Annotated in this window: 16 protein-coding genes; 10 read left to right on the top strand and 6 right to left on the bottom strand. The window is 55.5% G+C overall.

What is annotated here, in order from left to right; all coding sequences use genetic code 11:
- Positions 1-364: 364 nt before the first annotated feature.
- Positions 365-2,278: a bifunctional 5-dehydro-2-deoxygluconokinase/5-dehydro-2-deoxyphosphogluconate aldolase gene (locus ACR8BN_RS01570; protein ID WP_083070496.1), complete on the top strand. Its 1,914-nt coding sequence runs from the start codon at positions 365-367 to the stop codon at positions 2,276-2,278.
- 574 nt (positions 2,279-2,852) lie between these two features.
- Positions 2,853-3,695: a MurR/RpiR family transcriptional regulator gene (locus ACR8BN_RS01565; RefSeq protein WP_010253340.1), complete on the top strand. Its 843-nt coding sequence runs from the start codon at positions 2,853-2,855 to the stop codon at positions 3,693-3,695.
- 98 nt (positions 3,696-3,793) lie between these two features.
- Here ACR8BN_RS01565 and iolB read toward each other — a convergent pair whose 3' ends face one another.
- Complete coding sequence (gene iolB, locus ACR8BN_RS01560; protein ID WP_425016880.1) at positions 3,794-4,612, bottom strand: 5-deoxy-glucuronate isomerase; 819 nt, start codon at positions 4,610-4,612, stop codon at positions 3,794-3,796.
- A 119-nt stretch (positions 4,613-4,731) separates the two neighbouring features.
- The gene (locus ACR8BN_RS01555; protein ID WP_010671520.1) at positions 4,732-6,237 is read right to left on the bottom strand and encodes a CoA-acylating methylmalonate-semialdehyde dehydrogenase; all 1,506 of its coding nucleotides are present in this window, start codon (positions 6,235-6,237) and stop codon (positions 4,732-4,734) included.
- Positions 6,238-6,658: 421 nt separating this feature from the next.
- On the opposite strand from ACR8BN_RS01555, the gene ACR8BN_RS01550 reads away from it, so the two are divergent.
- Positions 6,659-7,474, top strand: coding sequence for a TIM barrel protein (locus ACR8BN_RS01550; RefSeq protein ID WP_069025475.1), 816 nt, complete (start codon positions 6,659-6,661; stop codon positions 7,472-7,474).
- A gap of 84 nt (positions 7,475-7,558) precedes the next feature.
- Here the strand turns inward: ACR8BN_RS01550 and ACR8BN_RS01545 are convergent, their stop codons facing one another.
- On the bottom strand, positions 7,559-8,782 hold the full coding sequence (locus ACR8BN_RS01545) for an MFS transporter (protein WP_010671518.1): 1,224 nt from the start codon (positions 8,780-8,782) through the stop codon (positions 7,559-7,561).
- A 300-nt stretch (positions 8,783-9,082) separates the two neighbouring features.
- Here ACR8BN_RS01545 and ACR8BN_RS01540 point away from each other — a divergent pair, with 300 nt between their 5' ends.
- Positions 9,083-10,138: an AI-2E family transporter gene (locus ACR8BN_RS01540; RefSeq protein WP_010253354.1), complete on the top strand. Its 1,056-nt coding sequence runs from the start codon at positions 9,083-9,085 to the stop codon at positions 10,136-10,138.
- On the opposite strand, the gene ACR8BN_RS01535 is transcribed toward ACR8BN_RS01540, so the two are convergent.
- Positions 10,127-10,810, bottom strand: coding sequence for a FadR/GntR family transcriptional regulator (locus ACR8BN_RS01535; protein ID WP_109652995.1), 684 nt, complete (start codon positions 10,808-10,810; stop codon positions 10,127-10,129). The two genes, ACR8BN_RS01540 and ACR8BN_RS01535, sit on opposite strands and share 12 nt — an antisense overlap.
- Positions 10,811-10,959: 149 nt before the next feature.
- On the opposite strand from ACR8BN_RS01535, the gene uxuA reads away from it, so the two are divergent.
- The 5 genes from uxuA to ACR8BN_RS01510 all read left to right on the top strand — a co-directional run bounded on the left by uxuA (position 10,960) and on the right by ACR8BN_RS01510 (position 18,145).
- Positions 10,960-12,144, top strand: a complete 1,185-nt coding sequence (gene uxuA / locus ACR8BN_RS01530; RefSeq protein WP_069025477.1) for a mannonate dehydratase — start codon at positions 10,960-10,962, stop codon at positions 12,142-12,144.
- 287 nt (positions 12,145-12,431) lie between these two features.
- Positions 12,432-14,039, top strand: a complete 1,608-nt coding sequence (locus ACR8BN_RS01525; RefSeq protein WP_434747283.1) for an EAL domain-containing protein — start codon at positions 12,432-12,434, stop codon at positions 14,037-14,039.
- 423 nt (positions 14,040-14,462) lie between these two features.
- The gene (gene proP, locus ACR8BN_RS01520; RefSeq protein ID WP_031594158.1) at positions 14,463-15,968 is read left to right on the top strand and encodes a glycine betaine/L-proline transporter ProP; all 1,506 of its coding nucleotides are present in this window, start codon (positions 14,463-14,465) and stop codon (positions 15,966-15,968) included.
- A gap of 127 nt (positions 15,969-16,095) precedes the next feature.
- Positions 16,096-17,073, top strand: coding sequence for a porphobilinogen synthase (gene hemB / locus ACR8BN_RS01515; RefSeq protein ID WP_031594159.1), 978 nt, complete (start codon positions 16,096-16,098; stop codon positions 17,071-17,073).
- Between the two features lie 103 nt (positions 17,074-17,176).
- Positions 17,177-18,145: a diguanylate cyclase gene (locus ACR8BN_RS01510; protein ID WP_434747282.1), complete on the top strand. Its 969-nt coding sequence runs from the start codon at positions 17,177-17,179 to the stop codon at positions 18,143-18,145.
- Positions 18,146-18,171: 26 nt separating this feature from the next.
- On the opposite strand, the gene ACR8BN_RS01505 is transcribed toward ACR8BN_RS01510, so the two are convergent.
- Complete coding sequence (locus tag ACR8BN_RS01505) at positions 18,172-19,194, bottom strand: alpha/beta fold hydrolase (protein WP_311977377.1); 1,023 nt, start codon at positions 19,192-19,194, stop codon at positions 18,172-18,174.
- A 343-nt stretch (positions 19,195-19,537) separates the two neighbouring features.
- On the opposite strand from ACR8BN_RS01505, the gene ACR8BN_RS01500 reads away from it, so the two are divergent.
- Positions 19,538-20,038: a helix-turn-helix domain-containing protein gene (locus ACR8BN_RS01500; RefSeq protein ID WP_425023731.1), complete on the top strand. Its 501-nt coding sequence runs from the start codon at positions 19,538-19,540 to the stop codon at positions 20,036-20,038.
- Here ACR8BN_RS01500 and ACR8BN_RS01495 read toward each other — a convergent pair whose 3' ends face one another.
- Complete coding sequence (locus ACR8BN_RS01495) at positions 20,039-20,698, bottom strand: epoxyqueuosine reductase QueH (protein ID WP_022623997.1); 660 nt, start codon at positions 20,696-20,698, stop codon at positions 20,039-20,041. It lies immediately after the preceding gene.
- Positions 20,699-20,817: the final 119 nt, after the last annotated feature.

Below are 20,817 nucleotides of genomic sequence, written 5' to 3'. Positions count from 1 at the left end.
AACAGGTCTGGCGGGCGATTACAGTGGGAAAATCTGGAACGTTTAACAGAGAGTGGTGCCTGATGAAAAAATTCATTTCAATGCAGCAGCTTGCCTGACTGGCGTGCGGATTCCTGCGATCCCCTTCACAACCCTGACATACCGCACATCATGCTGGCAGAGGTCGCGCAGGCGGGCGGCAATCAGGAGTTTTACCTGGTTCACAAAATTGCGATGGATATTTCATTTCGTATTGAATATGGAATTTTTATTCCTCATACTCCCCTCATAGCCAGTCAGACACCTACAGACCCGGAAGCAGAGCGAAACTGGTGTCGGTCTTTACGTCCGCCAGCGCTGCTAATCACAGAAGGAAACCACAGGTATGAGTACACAACAGAAACCGCTTGATGTGATTTGTATCGGGCGCATCGCCGTTGATTTTTATGGCCAGCAAATCGGGGCGCGACTGGAAGATGTCACCTCCTTTGCTAAATATCTGGGCGGCTCGTCGGGCAACGTCGCCTATGGCACCGCGATTCAGGGGCTGAAATCGGCGATGCTGGCGCGGGTGGGAGATGAGCATAATGGTCGCTTTCTGCGTGAAGAGTTGCAGCGCGTAGGCTGTAACACCGATGCGCTAATCACCGATCCGCAGCGTCTGACCGGACTGGTGATCCTCGGCATTAAAGATGAAGAGACTTTTCCGCTGATTTTCTACCGCGATAACTGCGCCGATATGGGTCTGGTTCCGGACGATATCGACGAAGCCTTTATTACCTCTGCGCGCGCCGTGGCGGTTACCGGCACGCACTTGTCCCATCCTCAGACCCGCGAAGCGGTGCTGAAAGCGCTGGATATCGCCCGCCGCAACGGCCTGCGCACGGCGCTGGATATCGATTATCGTCCGGTGTTGTGGGGACTGACCTCTCTGGGCGACGGTGAAACGCGTTTCATTGAGTCGTCACAGGTCACGCAGCAGTTACAGGAAGTGGTGCACTATTTCGATTTGATCGTCGGTACCGAAGAGGAGTTTCATATTGCCGGTGGCAGTACCGACACCCTGACCGCGCTGAAAAACGTGCGTCAGGCGAGTCAGGCGACGCTGGTCTGCAAACGTGGTCCGCTGGGTTGCGTGGTGTTTGAAGGTGAGATCCCGGATAGCTGGGAACAGACTGAGCTGCACACGGGCGTTCGCGTCGAGGTTCTCAACGTGCTGGGCGCGGGCGATGCCTTTATGTCTGGCCTGCTGCGCGGCTGGCTGAATGATGAGGGCTGGACTCAGGCGTGCCGTTACGCCAACGCCTGCGGAGCGCTGGTGGTATCACGCCACGGTTGTGCGCCCGCCATGCCAACCAAAGCAGAACTGGATGATTTCCTGAGTCGTGACAAAGAGGTGAAGCGTCCCGATCTCGACAGCCGTCTGAACCATCTGCACCGCGTGACTACCCGCAAGCAGCAGTGGCCGGAGCTGAATGTCTTCGCCTTTGACCACCGCAAACAGCTGGCGGATATGGCGCAGGAAGCGGGCGTTGATGAGAGCCGCATTCCGGAACTGAAACTGCTGCTGCTGGAAGCTGCTCAGCAGGCTGCCAGAGAGGCAGGATTAGAGAATAAAAGCGGGATTCTGGCGGATACAACCTACGGTCAGAAGGCGCTGAACGCCATCACCGGTAAGAACTGGTGGATTGGCCGCCCGATTGAGCTGCCGAGCTCGCGTCCGCTGCGCCTGGAGCATGGCAACATCGGCTCGCAGCTGATCGACTGGCCTGCCGAACACGTGGTGAAATGTCTGGTCTTCTATCATCCGCATGACAGTGCTGAACTGCGTAAAGAGCAGGATGAGCTGGTGCTCGATGTCTGGAACGGCTGTAACAAAAGCGGTCATGAGCTGCTGCTGGAAGTGATTCTGCCCGACAACAACCCGGATAAGAACGAAGCGTATTACTTTGATATGTTGAGCCATTTCTACAGTCTGGGCATCCAGCCTGACTGGTGGAAACTGCCACCGCTGTCGGCGGAAAGCTGGCAGGCGATTAGCGGTCTGATTGAGCAGCAGGATCCCCACTGTCGCGGCATTCTGTTACTCGGTCTGGATGCGCCCGAAGAGAAGCTTAAAGCGGGCTTCGCCGCGGCGGCCAAAGCGCCCTGGGTGAAAGGTTTTGCGGTAGGCCGCACTATCTTTGGTCAGCCTTCCCGCCAGTGGTTACAGGGGGAGCTGGACGATCAGGCGTTGATTGAGACGGTTAAAGGCAACTATCTGCGACTGATTGAGTACTGGCGCGCTGCCCGCACCTGATTTCCTGCTCTGCCAGAGGCTGTCTCAACCAGGATAGCCTCAGACTGCTGACTCATTCAAAGCAGGGTGAACGTTGCCGCAACGAATAAGCTCAATGCGCAGGTAACACGGTCAGAGGAGGAAAGCGTCCCGCGCCAGGGACAAAAACGCCGGGAGCGTTTTTGAACAACGCAACGCGTTGGCCCGGCTACGGGCGCACCTCAGGGATGAGGTGCGTAATCGCGCGGGCCGAGCGGCCAGGGATGGCTTTAGCGACTTTCCGATCTGACCGTGTTACCTGAGCCTGCACAGTCTTACAGCTGGAAGGGACACACTTTTCAACAATCTCACGCCATCACACCCGGGATGGCGTTTTTACTCGCATCCCTCTTCCCCTCACTTACTTTCCACGCCGGTTTTCATCCTGTTATGACCTGTGCAGAGGCGCGCCTCGGGTGCTGAGGCTAATCTGTGAACCATTTCATAAAGCCATGAAATAAACTGCATCGTTGACGCAAAGAAATGAAATTTTCCATCCATCTGGTAATATAGCGCTCATTATGCAGCCATTATTCTAATTATACGGGCAGAAGTGATGAACAATAATCCCACCCAACTTTCTCTCTTGCAGGACGATATTCGTCGCCGCTACGAAACGCTGAGCAAGCGTCTTAAACAGGTTGCGCGCTACATCCTTGATAACAGTAACAGTATTGCTTTCGATACCGTCGCCTCGATTGCTCAGCAGGCCGATGTGCCACCGTCCACGCTGATCCGCTTTGCGAATGCTTTTGGCTTCAGCGGCTTCAACGAAATGAAACAGGTTTTTCGTCAGCACCTGATGGAAGAGACGGTCAACTATACCGAGCGCGCTCGCCTGTTTCGCCAGACCTCAACGGACGACAGCGCCAGTGCGCCTGAAAGTCCGGCGGAAATCCTCAACGTCTTTACCATGGTTAACAGCCAGGCGCTGCAGCAGCTGGCGATGCAGGTTAATCCTGAGCAGCTGAACAAAGCGGTGAAGCTGCTGAATGAAGCTGAGAATATCTATGTCATCGGACTGCGCCGCTCTTTCAGCGTCGCCTCCTACCTGGTCTACGCGCTGCGTCATCTGGAGCGCCGCGCTTTCCTGATTGATGGCCTGGGCGGGATGTTTACCGAGCAACTCAGCCTGGTAAACCCGAAAGATGTGGTGATTGCGATCAGCTACTCGCCTTATGCACGTGAAGCGGTCGAGGTGGTTGAAATGGGTGCCAAACGCGGTGCGCATCAGATTGCCATTACCGACAGTCAGGTCAGTCCGCTGGCCGCCTTCAGCGATGTCTGCTTTGTGGTACGTGAAGCGCAGGTCGATGGCTTCCGTTCGCAGGTCGCTTCACTCTGCCTGGCACAGACGCTGGCGGTTTCGCTGGCACTGAACAACGCAAAGACCAGCTGAGTTCCACACACAAAAAAGGGCAGCGCGACAGGCTGCCCTTTTTACTGATATGAACGCGGGTTATAAACCGTGATTGCTGTTTATTTTTCAGCGAAGACTTACGCTTTCCGCGGATAGCTGTCGCTGTTCACCCAGGCGTGATCTTTCTCCCAGGTAAATTTCCACAGCCGCACCGGCCCCGCCATCACGTTCAGATAGTAGTTATTGTATCCCGCCAGCGTCGCTACCGGATGATAGCCGCGCGGTACCATCACCACGTCGCGATTATAAGGTGCCATACAGACATCCAGGGAACGGTCGTCGGTGTAGACGCGCTGCATGGCAAAGCCAGGCTCCGGATCGAAACGGTGATAGTAGGACTCTTCCAGGTAGGTTTCGTTTTCACTCTCCTCCTGGTCGTGCTTGTGGCTGGGATACGAGCTGGTATCGCCCTCGTTGGTATAGACTTCCACCACCAGCAGGCTATCAGCCGGTTCATTGTCAGGCAGGATATTGTGAACCAGGCGCTGGTTGCGCCCTTTTCCGCGATGCTCAACGCCGACATCGGCTGGTGCAATCAGGCGCGCAGGCAGATTCCCCTGACCGGGCGCATTACAGACCGCCAGCTCAAGATCGCTGTCAGCGTAAACCTCAACTTCATCATCATGCGGCACATAAACGGAATAAGGCGGTACGCGCTCAAAAGGCGACATGCGCTGACCGATACCGGGAAACTCAGCATGGCGGGTTTTTACCGAGGCCAGCCCGGCCACCAGCACCAGACATAGCTCTTTATCACCACTACTGAGGCGCAGGGTTTCCCCTTTCTTCAGCAAATAGGCATCAAATCCCACATAACGCCAGCCGGCGCGCTCAGGCGTCACATGCTGAATACGACCCTGCGCGTCAGGGGCTTGTGCTTTCGACAGTAAAGACATCCTGATACTCCTCTCTGTCACGATTGACGCTGCGGTGGGCTCGCGGGCGCGATGCCAGCGAACAAAGCGACCGGCAGATTATCCTGCCAGTCGCGCACCGGGATCAGCGTTGAAATGAATCAGCCTAAGGTTGGCATACTGAATTCAGACACGGTCTGCTGACCGGATGGCCAGCGTACGGTGGCCGTTTTCATGCGGGTATAGAAGCGCACGCCATCCGGCCCATGGACATTGAGCGCGCCAAACACTGAACGCTTCCAGCCGCCGAAGCTGTGGAATGCCATCGGTACCGGAACCGGCACGTTGACACCGACCATACCTGCTTCAACGTTCTGCACAAACTCACGTGCGGTGTGACCGTTGCTGGTGAAAATCGCGCTGCCGTTGCCGAACTCATGGCTGTTAACCAGTTGCAGTGCACTGTCGTAGTCCGGAGCGCGCATGATGCTCAGCACCGGCCCGAAAATCTCTTCGCGCCAGATCACCATCTCAGAGGTGACATGATCAAACAGCGTGCCGCCGACATAGTAACCTTCGGCGTGACCCGCAACCTGCACGTTACGGCCATCGACCACCAGCTTCGCGCCTTCCTGCTCGCCTTTGTCGATGTAGCCCAGCACTTTCTTCTGGTGCGCCGCTGAAACGACCGGTCCCATCTCATTTTCATCAGCGCCCTGATTAATGCCAGGGCCGATGCGCAGCGCGTTCACCAGCGGAGTCAGACGGGCGATCAGCTTGTCGGCGGTATCATCGCCCACGGCGACCACAACCGGCAGCGCCATGCAGCGTTCACCAGCAGAGCCAAACGCACCGCCCATAATGGCGTTGACGGTGGCATCCAGGTCGGCATCCGGCATAACGATAGCGTGGTTTTTCGCCGCGCCAAACGCCTGTACCCGCTTGCCGTGGGCGCTGGCGGTTTTATAGATATGCTCAGCCACGCCAGAAGAACCGACGAAGCTCACCGCGGCAATACGCGGATCTTTATAGAGCTGCTCAGCATCTTCATTGGAACTGTGCACCACGTTGAATACGCCATCGGGCAGGCCCGCTTCGGTCAGCAGTTCAGCCATACGCACTGCCGCGGAAGGATCCAGAGCCGGTGGCTTCAGCACAAAGGTGTTACCGCAGGCCAGGGCTATCGGGAACATCCACAGCGGTACCATCGCCGGGAAGTTAAACGGCGTAATGCCCGCCACGACGCCGACCGGTTGCATCAGCGAGTAGCTGTCAACGCCGCTGCCGACGTTCGGGGAATATTCGCCTTTGAGCAGATGGGGGATCCCGCAGGCAAACTCAATCACTTCGATGCCACGCGTCAGTTCACCCAGCGCATCAGACCAGACTTTGCCGTGCTCAGAGACAATCAGCGCCGCCAGCTCGTCACGGTGCTTCTCCATCAGGGCTTTAAAGTTGAACAGAACGCGGGCGCGACGCAGCGGCGAGGTTTTCGACCAGGCGGCAAAAGCGTCATGCGCGACACCAATCGCCTGGGCCACTTCATCAGCGGTACTTTGCGTCAGTTCACGTACCACTTTGCCGGTTGCCGGATCGTAAACAGGAATGGTTTCGTTGCTGGCGCTGAAAGTGGTTTTACCGCCAATAAAGTTACCTATGATTGTCATGATGTTGCCTCTTTAGATGGTTAAGTTCCCTGCAGACGGACCATGCGACCTGCCACACTGCCTGACCAGGCAAACCTGAAAGCGTGCTATGAAGCTATTACAGTGGAACAAATTTTTCAAATGGTTCTTTTTGGAAAATTTGATTTTAGCGGCACAGATCGCATTTTTCCCGCCACTTAGTCTCTCGCGGCATTACGATGACGGGAGGCCACTAATAGCGGCCAGCCTTAGCGTAGCAGGGTAATAGCCTGGGAGTGGTTTGGGCGTTTTACTGCGAAGTCGATCCAGCCTTTATGCATCCGGCTGAAACGGAATATGAAATTAATGCGAGGCTGATCTAATAATTTGTGTTTCATTATTCACTATTAATGAAATAAATGTTCTCTTTGGTCGCATCATCCTCCTGTCCCGGAGTCAGCGCATGGCCATCGATCCAACCCGTTTCTGTATTAACCGCAAAATTGCGCCCCGGCTCTCGCTGGAGGCATTTTTTCAGCTGGTTCAGCGCCTGGGGCTGAGCAAGGTTGAACTGCGTAATGACATGCCGGGCGGCAGCGTCACTGACGATCTCAGCACCGATCAGCTGCGCGCTCTGACCGACAGGTATCATATTGATATCATCACCATTAATGCGCTCTATCCGTTTAACCGCATTGATGACGCGCTACTGGCCCGGGCCGAAGCACTGTTACAGACAGCACAACAGATTGGTGCAAAGGCGCTGGTCATGTGTCCGCTGAATGAGGGGATTGCCGTGTCGCCTCAGCAGACTCAGGCGGCGATGCAGCAGCTGGCTCCGCGCTTTGCCCACTACGGCATTCAGGGGCTGGTGGAGCCGCTGGGTTTTCCGGTCAGCTCGCTGCGTTCGGCGGTACACGCGCAGCAATTGATCGCCGCGGCGGACGTGCCCTTTAAGTTGTTGCTGGATACCTTTCATCATCATCTTTATGAGCAGGCTGAACTGGAGTTTCCAGCAGGCATTGATGTTAACCAGATCGGTCTGGTGCACCTTTCGGGCGTGGAAGATCGTCGCCCGATCGCCGAACTGACCGATGAAGAACGCATCATGCTGAGTGATAACGATGTACTGAAGAGCGTGGTACAGGTGAAGCGGCTGGAGATGCTCGGCTATAAGGGCGTTTATGCCTTTGAGCCCTTCTCCAGTCAGCTCAGCAACTGGCCCCCTGCGGAGATTGAACGCCAGATTCGCAACAGTATTGAACTGCTGCAGGCCTGAATCCTGTTCTGCGCTTTGCGCGCACCATTAATCGGTTTATCTGTGTCTGAAAAGACGTTCTGGCCCGCTGCTGGGCCATTTTTTTTATCCTGAAGAATCGTCTGCTGCCGGCAACACCGCCTGACGCCGCTGCATGCGCAGCGTGCAGAAAAAAGCGACGCAGACCAGCAGCGCCGTGAGCAGGTAGACGCGTGAGACCCCCGCATAAGTCATGATGAATCCGGCAAGTGGCCCGGTTATCCCCAGCGACAGATCCATAAAGGCGGTGTAGGTCGCCAGCGCGCTGCCCTGATTCTGCTGCGGAACCACTTTTACCGCCACCACGCCCAGCGCCGGGAATACCAGCGAGAACCCGGCACCGGTCAGAAATGCGCCCGCTTTTGCCATCCAGGGATCACCCGCTGCGGCGACCAGAAACAGTCCGGCGGCTTCAACCGCCAGGCAGATGCTGGCGACCCGCAGACCGCCGTGGCGGTTAATCGCATTCGGGAACAGCAAACGCGCTCCGACAAAAGCGCCGCTGAACAGGGAGAGCGCAAAGGCGGCCCCTTCCCAGCCTTTATCCTGATAGAACAGGGTAATAAAGGTGGCGATGACACCAAAACCCGCCGAACCCATCGCCAGAATCGCACCAAAACCGGCGATTTTCCCCAGCACCGCACGAAACGGCAGGGGTCTGGCCCGGCTGGCTTTTACGGCCGGACGCGGCACCGCGCAGACGATGCCCACCACGCAGATAGCAACAATGACCAGCGACAGCCACAGCAGGCCACCCGCCCGGAATATCACCACGCCGAGCGGTGCGCCAATCGCCATCGCGCCATAAGTGACGATACCGTTCCAGGAGATGACCCGGCCAATGTGCAGCGAACCCACCCGCGCCACACCCCACAACGAGGTGCCGGTGCCGGTAAAACTCTGGCCCACGCCCAGAATCAAGCGGCCCACGCAGAGCAGCGTCAGGCTTAACAGCGGTGATTCGATGAGCGCAGCCAGCAGAATACACAGCCCGCTAATCAGACAGCCCACCAGGCCGGTCACCACCACTTTCTTTGGCCCCCAGAGATCGGCATAGCGTCCGGCGTGTGGGCGGCTCAGCAGCGTCGCCACATATTGCAGGCTGATCACCAGGCCCGCCCAGAATGCGCTGAAGCCCAGCTGGTCATGCACCCATCCTGGCAATACCGCCAGCGGCAGACCGATAGTGAGATAGCTGGCAAAGTTGTAGGCCACGATAGAGAGGATCAGCAGAGAGATGTGCAGGTTTCCGGATGGGGTGTTCGGTTCCGCTGAAGGCTGTTCAGGCATGAGTCCTCGCGCTCGTATTTGGCTGAATGATAAGGTTTATCCTTTAACTATACCCGCTTTCACCACTGGCGCATCTTAATGACACGGTTATCGGATGGCTGCCCCTGCCCGGACGTGCAGCAGAAAGCCGGGTAAAAACCGGAACAATGGGGACTTGCGGCTCTGCCGCGATAGCTGAGTGCTATGGCGCTGATGACATCATCCACCTGCCACCGCGCTTTACCGTTTCTCTGATAAATCAGATTGTTAATTTTGTTTCAGCTACACTTTCAACAGCCAAATTACGTTATGAGAGAGAGAATGAGCGAGCTGCAACGGGAAAAGATCGGACAAAATATTCTGATAAAACTGGCGATGCTGGTCATTATCCTCGCCGGGGTTCGGGCAGCGTCCGATATTCTGGTTCCGCTTCTGCTGGCGGCGTTCTTTGCCATTGTGCTGAATCCGCTGGTGACGATGCTGATGCGTCGTGGCTTCCGCCGTGGGCTGGCGATTGGGCTGGTGATCACGGTGATTTTCTGCGCTCTCGTGCTACTGGGTGCCATTATTGCCAGCTCCATGAGTGAGTTTTCCGATCTCTATCCGCAACTGCGCGCCACCATGGAGCAGAAAATGACGGTGCTGCAACATCTGGCGGCGGGCTTTCATCTTAATATTTCAACCGATGCGCTGGTACAGCGTTTCGATCCTAATACCATGATGAACCTGGCTACCGTGGCGCTGAGCGGCTTTTCCGGCGCGATGACCAATACCGTGCTGCTGGTGCTGACCGTGGTGTTTATGCTGTTTGAGGTCCATCACCTGCCCTATAAAATGCGCAACGCGCTGGTGAATCCGAAGATTCGCATCGCCGGATTGCATAAAGCGCTGAAAGGCGTCACGCACTATCTGGCGCTGAAAACCCTGGTGAGTCTGATAACTGGCATCGCAGTCTGGCTGAGTCTCTACCTGCTGGATGTGAAGTTTGCGCTGCTATGGGGTGTCGTGGCGTTTATCCTCAACTTTATTCCCAATATCGGCCCGATTATCGCCGGTATCCCGCCCTTCCTGCAGGCGTTGTTACTGAACAGCCTGTTTGATGCCGCGATGGTGGCGGCGCTGTTTACCGCAATTCATATGGTGTTTGGCAATATGCTGGAACCGCGACTGATGGGGCGCGGTCTTGGCTTATCGACGCTGGTGGTGTTCCTGTCGCTGGTGTTCTGGGGCTGGCTGCTCGGTCCGGTCGGCATGCTGCTCTCGGTGCCGCTCACCAGCATTACTAAAATTCTGATGGAGACCACGCCAGGCGGCAGCCGTCTGGCGATTATGCTGGGCACCGGACGACCCAAGCGGGCGCGGGCATTAACCAAGTAGCCGCTGCTGCACATGCTGCAGATGGCTCTCCATCGCCTGACGTGCAGCCACTTCATCGCCCGCCACAATCGCATTGGCGATCTGCTGATGGTCAGCGTTCATCTCCTGCGCGAAGCTGTTATCGGCATAATGGCGCTCCAGTCGCTGCACATGCGGGCTGTGGCGCCGGTTCCATAACTGCTCCAGCAGGTCGCGTAACACATCATTGCCGCTCATCTCACTGATCAGCAGATGGAAGCGCTTGTCCTGCTCCAGAAAGGCCGCGTCGTTTTCATTGTACTGCTGCAGTTCAGCGGTCAGCGCCAGCAGTGCCGCCCGCTGAATAGTGGTGCCGTTACGTGCGGCAAATCCCGCCAGCATCCCCTCAAAAGCTTCACGCGCCTGCAACAGATCCTGCAGACTGCAGGTTTCACTCTCCTGCGGAACCGCAGCCTGCGGCAGCGGCTGGGCGACGTAAACACCGTTGCCAGTGCGGATATCGACCCAGCCGGTCATCTCCAGCGCAATCAATGCTTCACGCACTGATGAACGACTGACACCCAGCTGTTTTGCCAGCTCGCGCTCCGGTGGCAGCAACCCACCTGCCACAAAGTCACCGCGCGTGATACCGGCCATGATAACGTTGGCGATCTGACGGTACAGGCGCTCGGTTTTTATTACTGGCAGCGTCATCACCCTCTCCTCTGATTGCACTTAAAAGCGATCTCTTCACCGATACAGTTTGTCATGCTGCGATCCGGATCACGGCCCTGTTTTGTCCACTATCATACTCTTGGTCCAGCGGCCTGACCACTGGGCCACATCACAGTTGAGGAGTAAAAATGGAACATACATGGCGATGGTACGGCCCCAACGACCCGGTCTCACTGGATGATGCGCGTCAGGCGGGCGCGACCGGCATTGTGACGGCGCTGCACCATATCCCTAACGGCGAGGTATGGCCGGTTGAGGAGATTAAAGCGCGTCAGGCACTGCTGGCGGAAAAAGGTCTGGTCTGGTCGGTGGTAGAGAGCATCCCGGTCCATGAGGCGATTAAAACCCAGCGTGGTGACTACCTTCGCTATATCGCCAATTATCAGCAGTCGATACGCAATCTGGCTGCCTGCGGCATTGATACCGTCTGCTACAACTTCATGCCGGTGCTGGACTGGACGCGAACCGACCTCGCCTGGACGCTGCCGGATGGCGCAAAGGCGCTGCGCTTCGACGCCGACGCTTTTGCGGCCTTCGAACTTTATCTGTTGCAGCGTCCGGGAGCGGAACAGGATTACAGCGCTGCCGAGCAGCAGGCCGCCGCTCAGCGCTTTGCCGCCATGAGCGCAGAAGAGAAAAGCACCCTGGTGCGCAATATTATCGCCGGTCTGCCAGGCGCCGAAGAGGGTTACACCCTGGAGCAGTTTCAGGCGCAGCTGTCGCAGTATGACGGCATCGACAAAGCGAAACTGCGCGAGCATATGGCGACCTTCCTGCGCGCCATCGTGCCGGTTGCGGAGGAAACGGGCATTAAACTGGCGGTGCATCCGGATGACCCACCACGTCCTATTCTGGGTCTGCCGCGCATTATTTCTACGCAGGAAGATATGCAGTGGCTGAAAGAAACCGTGGACAGTCTGCACAACGGTTTCTGTTTCTGTACCGGCTCCTATGGCGTGCGTGCCGACAACGCGCTGGTTGAGATGGCGGAAACCTATGCCGACCGCATTAACTTTATCCATCTGCGCGCCACGAAACGCGAGGCAAACCCGGCCAGCTTCCATGAAGCGGCGCATCTGGCGGGCGACGTCGATATGGTCAGCGTGATCAAGGTTATTCTGGCGGAAGAGCAGCGCCGCCGTCGGGCGGGCAACCTGCGGGCGATTCCCATGCGTCCCGATCACGGCCATCAGATGCTGGACGATCTTCATAAGCGCACCAATCCCGGTTATTCCGCCATTGGCCGCCTGAAAGGCCTTGCCGAACTACGCGGCGTTGAAGTAGCACTGAAACAGATCTATTTTGCCGATTAAGTAAAACGTCCTGCCCTGCGCCCGCCCTGTGACGGGCCAGGGTCTCTCCTGGCCGCTGCGGCGGATCGGCCTTCTGCCCTGCCTGCCACCCGTTTTCACCTGATTGTTTTGCTGCATAGCAATGAAAACCAAACAACCTGTCAAAAAATGCAATGTCTGGTCGATAATTGACCTTAGTCAGTTCTCCTGATCGCAAAAACGCTAATCTGCACCGCCCGGAGAGATGCTATGCTGCGCCACTGATCAGCACCTCCGCATAACACCAATAATACTCAGAGGATTCAGCGGTGCCGCTACTGAAACGAAAACGCGACTACGCCAGGCTGGTGATTATTATTTCCGGCGTGCTGCCTCTGATTATTGGCATTTTTTTCACCGCCCTGGATGCGCGCCACACCGTGCATCAGCAGCAGGTAACCGCGGCGAATACGCTGCTATCTCAGGCTGAAAGAATGAGCGACAGCGCCTGGGATATGATTACCGTGCTGCGCCAGTTTCATCATCAGCCCTGCAGCCAGATTGAAAACCAGCTGCAGCGCATTGGCTCGCTAAACCCCTATTTCCGCGCGATTGGTAAAATGGAGCAGGATCACATCGCCTGTTCGTCGGTGTATGGTTCACGCCCAGGCCTGCTGAAAAATATGATCATGCGCGACGCGCCGGTTACCGGAAAAGCCTGGTGGAGTCTGTCAATTGCCGGAACAACGGGCGTACCGGATCGGCCGGCAGTGATTTTTATGCGCGATCTGCCCGATGGCGAGGGATTCTGGGCAGTGATCGATGGCCAGTATCTGATCGATTTTATGCGCGCGATCAGCAGCAGCCATCTCTATCATTTCAGCATGACGTTCAGCGGCGGCGCGCCGATCTCGTTTGGCGATCCGCACATCGCCGCGTCCAGCTGGTTTGAACCCATGATTTATCAGGCTCTCTCCCACCGCTATCCGCTCTCTGTCACCCTCATTGCCTCACCCTCCGAACTGATCTCGGCCTGGCGTCAGGTGATGTTTATCATCATGCCGATGGCCGCTATCTTCTCTATTCTGCTGATGATGCTGATGGCGAACTGGCTGAAACGGCGTATTTCATGGCGCGATGAGATTCGCCGGGCCATCACCAGCGGCCAGTTCAGGGCGCACTATCAGCCGGTCTATGACAACCGGCTGCAACGCTGCAGCGGCGCTGAAGCCCTGCTGCGCTGGACAACGCCCGACGGTAAAGGCGTGCGGCCAGATATTTTTATCGGCGCAGCAGAAGCGGAAGGTATGATTGTGCCGCTGACCCGCCATCTGCTCGATTTAATTGCAGAGGATGTGCAGGCGTGGCAGGTTGAGCCCCATTTCCACCTGGCCATTAACGTGGCGGCGGATCATCTGCAGCATCCTGATTTTGTGGACGATATGCTGCAGTTTGCCGAACGGATCAAAGATAAGCAGTTCCTGATAACCCTGGAGCTGACCGAACGCAGCCTGATCAAAGATGGCGCGGAGGTGGCACGCAAGCTGGAGCAGTTACGTGGTTGCGGCATGAAGGTCGCGATTGATGATTTTGGTACCGGTCACTGTTCGCTGAGCTATTTACAGACCTTCACGATAGATTATCTGAAAATCGATCGCGGCTTTATCAACGCTATTGAATCCCTTGAAGGCAGAACGCCGGTGCTGGACGCGATTATCCAGCTCAGCCATGAGCTTGAGCTTGAAGTGCTGGGAGAAGGCGTTGAGACCGCCTTACAGTTCAGCTATCTGCAACGGCGCGGTGTGGTCTATATCCAGGGCTATTATTATGCCCGCCCGATGGACAACACGGCGCTGGTTGCCTGGCTGACCGATAGGGGCGAACAGCCGATTGAACGGGAGCCGGCTCTTCAGACCCGGCAGGAACCCGACGTCTGAACCAGAGAAGATGGCAGCTGAACCGCCAGTCGAGCCACATTCACTCATCTTTCTGCTCTCCGCCCTGTGATGCACAGCGGATAGCCGCTTCCGGTACCAGCCTGGCCCGTAACTTCCCTTCTTTACCCCTGATTTGCTGAAAAAAACGGCGGTCGTCACGCTCAGTGATAATTTTTTTGCGGTTGCAAACAGCTCAATTTGTTGTAAAAACAGGCCGGATGTAGCCCAAACATGACAGATATCACACAAAAACGGTATACTCTGTCGCTGTTCGCAATAATCACAACAGTAATTATTGTGTCTGCCGGCGCATAAACAGTGCTTATTTACGGCTATGCTTAAATTTCTCAACGCAGCGGTCTGAACGACTCACACCCGGCTCGCGCCGTTGAGGACTTTCGTGTTCCAATACAGGGTAATTCTATGAAATTGCGTAGGAAGCGTGTAAAACCAATTGGGATCGATGATGTGACTATCATCGATGATACCCGTTTACGTAAAGCCATCACCGCGGCCTCTCTGGGCAACGCGATGGAGTGGTTCGACTTCGGTGTTTACGGCTTTGTGGCCTATGCGCTGGGTAAAGTCTTTTTCCCGGATGTTTCGCCGGGCGTTCAGATGATTGCGGCGCTCGCCACTTTCTCTGTTCCTTTCCTGATTCGCCCGCTGGGTGGACTGTTCTTCGGTATGCTTGGCGATAAATATGGTCGTCAGAAAATTCTCTCCATCACCATCATCATCATGTCGGTCAGTACTTTCTGTATCGGCCTGATACCGTCCTACGCCTCCATCGGCATCTGGGCACCTGTTCTGCTGCTGTTAGCGAAGATGGCTCAGGGCTTCTCGGTGGGCGGTGAATATACCGGTGCCTCAATCTTTGTGGCCGAATATTCGCCTGACCGTAAACGCGGCTTTATGGGAAGCTGGCTCGACTTTGGTTCGATTGCGGGCTTCGTGCTCGGTGCGGGCCTGGTAGTACTGATTTCCTCCATTATCGGAGAAGAGAGTTTCCTTGAGTGGGGCTGGCGTCTGCCGTTCTTCGTCGCGCTGCCGCTGGGAATTATCGGTCTTTACCTGCGTCATGCGCTGGAAGAGACTCCGGCATTCCAGCAGCACGTGGACAAACTGGAACAGGGCGACCGCGAAGGCCTGCAGGATGGTCCACAGGTATCGTTTAAAGAGATTGCGACCAAACACTGGCGCAGCCTGCTCTCCTGTGTCGGTCTGGTTATCGCCACTAACGTCACCTACTACATGTTGCTGACGTACATGCCGAGCTACCTGTCACATAACCTGCACTACAGCGAAGACCACGGTGTGATGATTATCATCGCCATCATGATCGGTATGCTGTTTGTCCAGCCGATGATCGGCATGATGAGTGACCGTTTCGGCCGTCGTCCGTTTGTCATCATCGGCAGTATCGCCCTGATGATCTTCGCGATTCCCGCCTTTATGATGATCAACAGTGGTGTACTGGGACTGATTTTTGGTGGTCTGCTGCTGCTGGCGGTAATCCTCAACGCCTTTACTGGCGTGATGGCCTCTTCACTGCCTGCGATGTTCCCAACGCATATCCGCTACAGTGCGCTGGCCAGTGCGTTTAACATCTCGGTACTGGTTGCCGGTCTGACGCCAACGCTGGCCGCCTGGCTGGTAGAAACGACCAATAACCTCTACATGCCAGCCTACTATCTGATGGTGGTGGCAGTGATTGGTCTGATTACCGGGCTGTACATGAAAGAAACTGCCAATAAGCCCCTGAAAGGCGCGACACCGGCGGCTTCTGATATGGAAGAAGCGCGCGAAATCCTGCAGGAACATCACGATAACATCGAGCACAAAATCGAAGATATCGACGAAGAGATCTCCCGCCTGGAAGCGAAACGTAAAAACCTGGTGCAGCAGCATCCGGATATCAACGAGTAATCGTTCTGCTCTCCCGCCGCCCGGCGGGAGAGTTCTTTTCCCCCTCTCTTACCGCACACAAACCTTCATCCCTCGCGGTCAAAGGGAGTAAACTGTTGTCACTTTTTTCACCTGCGTAAGAATGAAAATGTCTGATTATTCCCTTATCCAGCGCCCAAGAAGATTGCGCGCCAGCGCCTCAATGCGTGAAATGTTCCAGGAGTCCTCCCTGAGCCTGAACGATCTGGCTCTGCCCATCTTTGTTGAAGAAGAAGTCGACGATTACAAAGCGATTCAGGCGATGCCTGGCGTGATGCGTATTCCGGAAAAACGTCTCGCCTATGAAATTGAGCGCATCGCCAAAGCGGGTATCCGCTCGGTGATGACCTTCGGTATTTCGCACCACACCGATGCCACCGGCAGCGATGCCTGGAACGAAAACGGTCTGGTGGCACGTATGTCCCGCATCTGCAAAGAGACCGTGCCAGAAATGATCGTGATGTCTGACACCTGCTTCTGTGAATACACCAGCCATGGCCACTGTGGCGTGTTGTGTGATCACGGCGTCGATAACGATGCAACCCTGGAAAACCTGGGTAAGCAGGCCGTCGTTGCCGCCGCAGCCGGTGCGGATTTCATCGCCCCGTCAGCGGCGATGGATGGTCAGGTTGAGGCGATTCGCCGGGCACTGGACGCGGCGGGCTTCACTCAGACCGCCATCATGTCCTACTCCACCAAATTCGCCTCCTCGTTTTACGGCCCGTTCCGTGAAGCGGCCGGAACGGCGCTGAAAGGCGACCGTAAAACCTACCAGATGAACCCGATGAATCGCCGTGAAGCGATCCGTGAATCGCTGCTCGACGCGGCGCAAGGCGCGGATTCACTGATGGTGAAACCGGCAGGTGCCTATCTGGATATCCTGCGTGATATCCGTGAACGTACCGAATTGCCGCTGGCGGCTTATCAGGTGAGTGGTGAATACGCGATGATCAAATTTGCCGCTCAGGCCGGTGCCATTGATGAACGCAATGTGGTGCTGGAAAGCCTCGGTGCGATTAAACGCGCAGGTGCAGACCTGATTTTCAGCTATTTCGCCCTTGATCTCGCCGAACAAAAAGTGCTCTGATCCCCTCCTTATAAAGAGCGTGATGGCTATGTCACGCTCTTCTTCTTCGCCGTAAGGCAAACACCAGAACCTGGCTTGAGCTAAAAAAACAAAGGGCTCTGTGATGAAAGCACCTGAAATCGCTGCCGACGAGGCACAACGTTTATCGCAGTTGCGTGCGCTGAACATAATGAACACGCCAGCGGAAGAGCGTTTCGATCGTTTAACCCGTCTGGCGCGCCGCCTGTATGACGTTCCTATCGCGTTAGTCAGCCTGCTGGAAGCTGACCATCAGTGGTTTAAATCCGCTCAGGGCTATGAACCCGCAGGATCACCCCGCGACATCTCCTTTTGCGGCCATGCCATCCTGCAGGATGAGATCATGATCGTTGAAGATGCCGCAGAAGATGAACGTTTTTATGATAATCCGCTGGTTACCGGCGAACCGCATATCCGCTTTTATGCCGGCTGTCCGCTGCGGGCACCGGGCGGCGCTAAAATGGGTACCCTCTGTATCATTGGTCGTGAACCGCGTCAGTTTAATGAAGAGGATCAGGCCACGATGCGCGACCTGGCCGCCATGGCCGAAGCGGAACTGGTCGCCTTTCAGACTGCCACCTGTGATGAACTGACGCAGATCACTAATCGTCGCGGCTTTATGACGCTGGGACAGATGGTGCTGAACGAGTGCCGGCTGAAAAAACGGCCCGCCTCTTTGACCTTTCTCGATCTCGACAAATTTAAGCAGATTAATGACACGCTGGGCCACCGCGAAGGCGACCGCGCGCTGATGGACTTTGCCGATGCGATGAAAGTGGTGTTCAAGCATTCGGATCTGTTTGCCCGTCTGGGCGGCGATGAGTTTGTGGTGCTGTTTAATGGTCTGCAGCAGCAGCAGAGCGAAGCGCTGCTCATGCAGTTTGACCATTATCTGCAACAGCAATCAGTCAGTCTGAACCGCCGTTATCGCCTGCAATTCTCGTCCGGCGTCGTGGAGTTTGACGCGGCGCACCCGCAATCGCTGGAGCAGTTGCTGCACGACAGCGATGAGCAGATGTACCTCAGTAAAAAGCAGAAACGCGTGGCGATCTAAGGTCAGGCGCCGCAGCGCCTGACGGTTCAGGGACGCGCCAGATCGTCGAGCAGCGTCTGGTTAAATTTTGCCGGTTCTTCCATTTGCGGCGCGTGTCCCATACCGGGGAATTCGATTAAGCGCGCCCCCGGAATGCGTTTTGCGACCTCTTTCCCCAGTACCGCGTAATCACCCAGCCGGGCTTTCACCTCTGCCGGGGCGATATCACTGCCGATGGCAGTCGTGTCGGAGGTGCCGATCATCAGCGTGGTGGGCACTTTCAGATCGCCGAATTCATAAAATACGGGCTGCGTGAAGATCATGTCGTAGATTAAGGCGGAGTTCCATGCCACCTTCTCGTGGCCCGGCCCACTGTTGAGTCCGGCCAGCATATCAACCCACTTGTCATATTCGGGTTTCCAGCGACCGACATAGTAGGTCTGCTGCTCATACTTCTTAATGCCCTCTGCGCTGAGTTTGAGTTCGCGCTGATACCACTGATCCACGGATCGCCACGGTGCGCCTTTGGCTTTCCAGTCCTCCAGCCCGATCGGGTTAACCAGCACCAGCTTCTGTGTCTGTTCCGGGTACATCAGCGCATAACGTGTTGCCAGCATTCCGCCAGTGGAGTGACCCATAATCACCGCCTTCTTCACACCCAGCCGGGCGAGCAGCTGATGGGTGTTATCTGCCAGCTGCTGAAAACTGTACTGGTAACTGGCTGGCTTGGTCGAGCTGCAGAAGCCAATCTGGTCGGGCGCGATCACGCGATATCCCTGCTGACTGAGTGCGCGAATGGTCGCTTCCCAGGTCGCGCCACAGAAGTTTTTACCGTGCATCAGCACCACGGTTTCGCCGTTGGCCCGTTGCGCCGGTTTCACATCCATATAGCCCATACTCAGCGGTTGCTGCTGGGATTTAAAATCAAAATGCTGCAACGGATAGGGGTATTGAAATCCTTCCAGCTGTTCGCCATACACACCAGCGGCACTGGCAGGTGCATGAGCAAATAACGCCAGCGAGGTGAGCAAGGCGGCAAGCGGTTTTTTCAGCGCGTATGTCGGGCTCATCCGGGGGGTCTCCAGGTTAAAGGTGAGCCGTAAGCCTGGCATGTCACAGCCAAAAATCTATTGATGTGCCGTGCTATAGCCGTGATTACAGAGTCTCCGGCAGGGTAAACCGTGAGTCTGGCTGCGGACCCACACCTCGTTTTGATTACTGTCCCGCGGAATCACTTATTCATTCACCCACAATTACCAACAGATTAATCACAATTCATCTTTTTTATTAATAACAGCCCCTCAAATGAATATCTTCAGAGATAACGATTAAAATCCTGAAAAATCTTTACGCAAAGAATAAGCACATTAAGATAAATATTTTAGAATCTTCTTAAATCAAACAGGGGGTTCTATGAACGAAAATAAATATAACGAAAGCGTGATCGTCTCTATCACTGAGTGGATTAATAATAATCTGGATCAGCGTTTAAGCGTTGATGATATTGCAGAAAAGGCGGGTTACTCTAAGTGGTATTTACAGAAACTTTTTGCCCGTTATCATAATGAAACCCTGGCGCGATATATTCGTAAGAAAAAGCTTAACGCCAGCGTTCATGATTTAAAAAACAGCCGCACGCCCATCATCAGCCTGGCGCTGAAATACCATTTTGAAAGCCAGCAATCTTTTACCCGATCTTTTAAGCAGATTATGGGCTGCACGCCGAGCGTCTGCCGTAAACGTCTGATGAAGGACGAGGCAAAGCAGCAGCTGGACGACGTTGATGATCCCTGTGCGCTGTGCAGTTACGGTCGGGCGGAAAGCATAAAGCAGAGCTGTGGCGTAACAGTCCGGCCTGTTACGCGCTCAGCGCGCGGATATGCGCCGACAGACGCTTTCCGCGATATAGGTTAATCAGGATTCATCCGGCTGATAATATTGCACACCAATCTGAATACGCTCACGTCCCTGGGTGACGCGATGACGATTGGTGTCGCGCAGTGAATAGACACAGCCACAATATTCCTGCTGATAGAAACTCTCGCGCTTGCTGATTTCAATCATGCGCGACGACCCGCCGCCTTTACGCCAGTTAAAATCCCAGTACATCAGATCCGGATACGCCGCCGCTGCGCGGACTCCGCAGCTGTTAATTTGCTTCATATCTTTCCAGCGCGAAATCCCCAGGCAACTGGTCATCACCGGAAAGCCGTTCTCATGGGCATAGAGTGCCGTACGTTCAAAGCGCATATCAAAGCACATGGTGCAGCGTTCACCCCGTTCCGGTGACCACTCCAGGCCGCGCGCCCGCTCAAACCAGTTATCCCGGTCATAGTCCGCATCAATAAACGGCACACCAAATTTTTCAGCAAAGCGAATATTCTCCTCTTTACGCAACTCATACTCTTTGAGCGGATGAATATTCGGGTTGTAGAAATAGATCGTGTATTCAATGCCGGATGCCAGCATCGCTTCCATCACCTCACCCGAGCAGGGTGCGCAACAGGAGTGCAGCAGGACTTTTTTATGACCGCCCGGCAGAGGCAGCGGCTGACGCTGGAAAGGTTCAGACATAAGCACCTTCAATCAATAGCAGTAAAGCGGCAGTGTAATGCCGCAGGCGGGCAGTTGCAAAACCTGACCTGACGCGCCCTGTTTTGTGTAATCGTGCCCCGGCCGCGGCTTTCCTTTCC

Source organism: Pantoea sp. Lu_F5_004, from assembly GCF_051136245.1.
GTDB classification, from domain to species: Bacteria; Pseudomonadota; Gammaproteobacteria; order Enterobacterales; family Enterobacteriaceae; genus Pantoea; species Pantoea agglomerans.
This window is presented reverse-complemented; position numbering and strand designations above follow the sequence as displayed.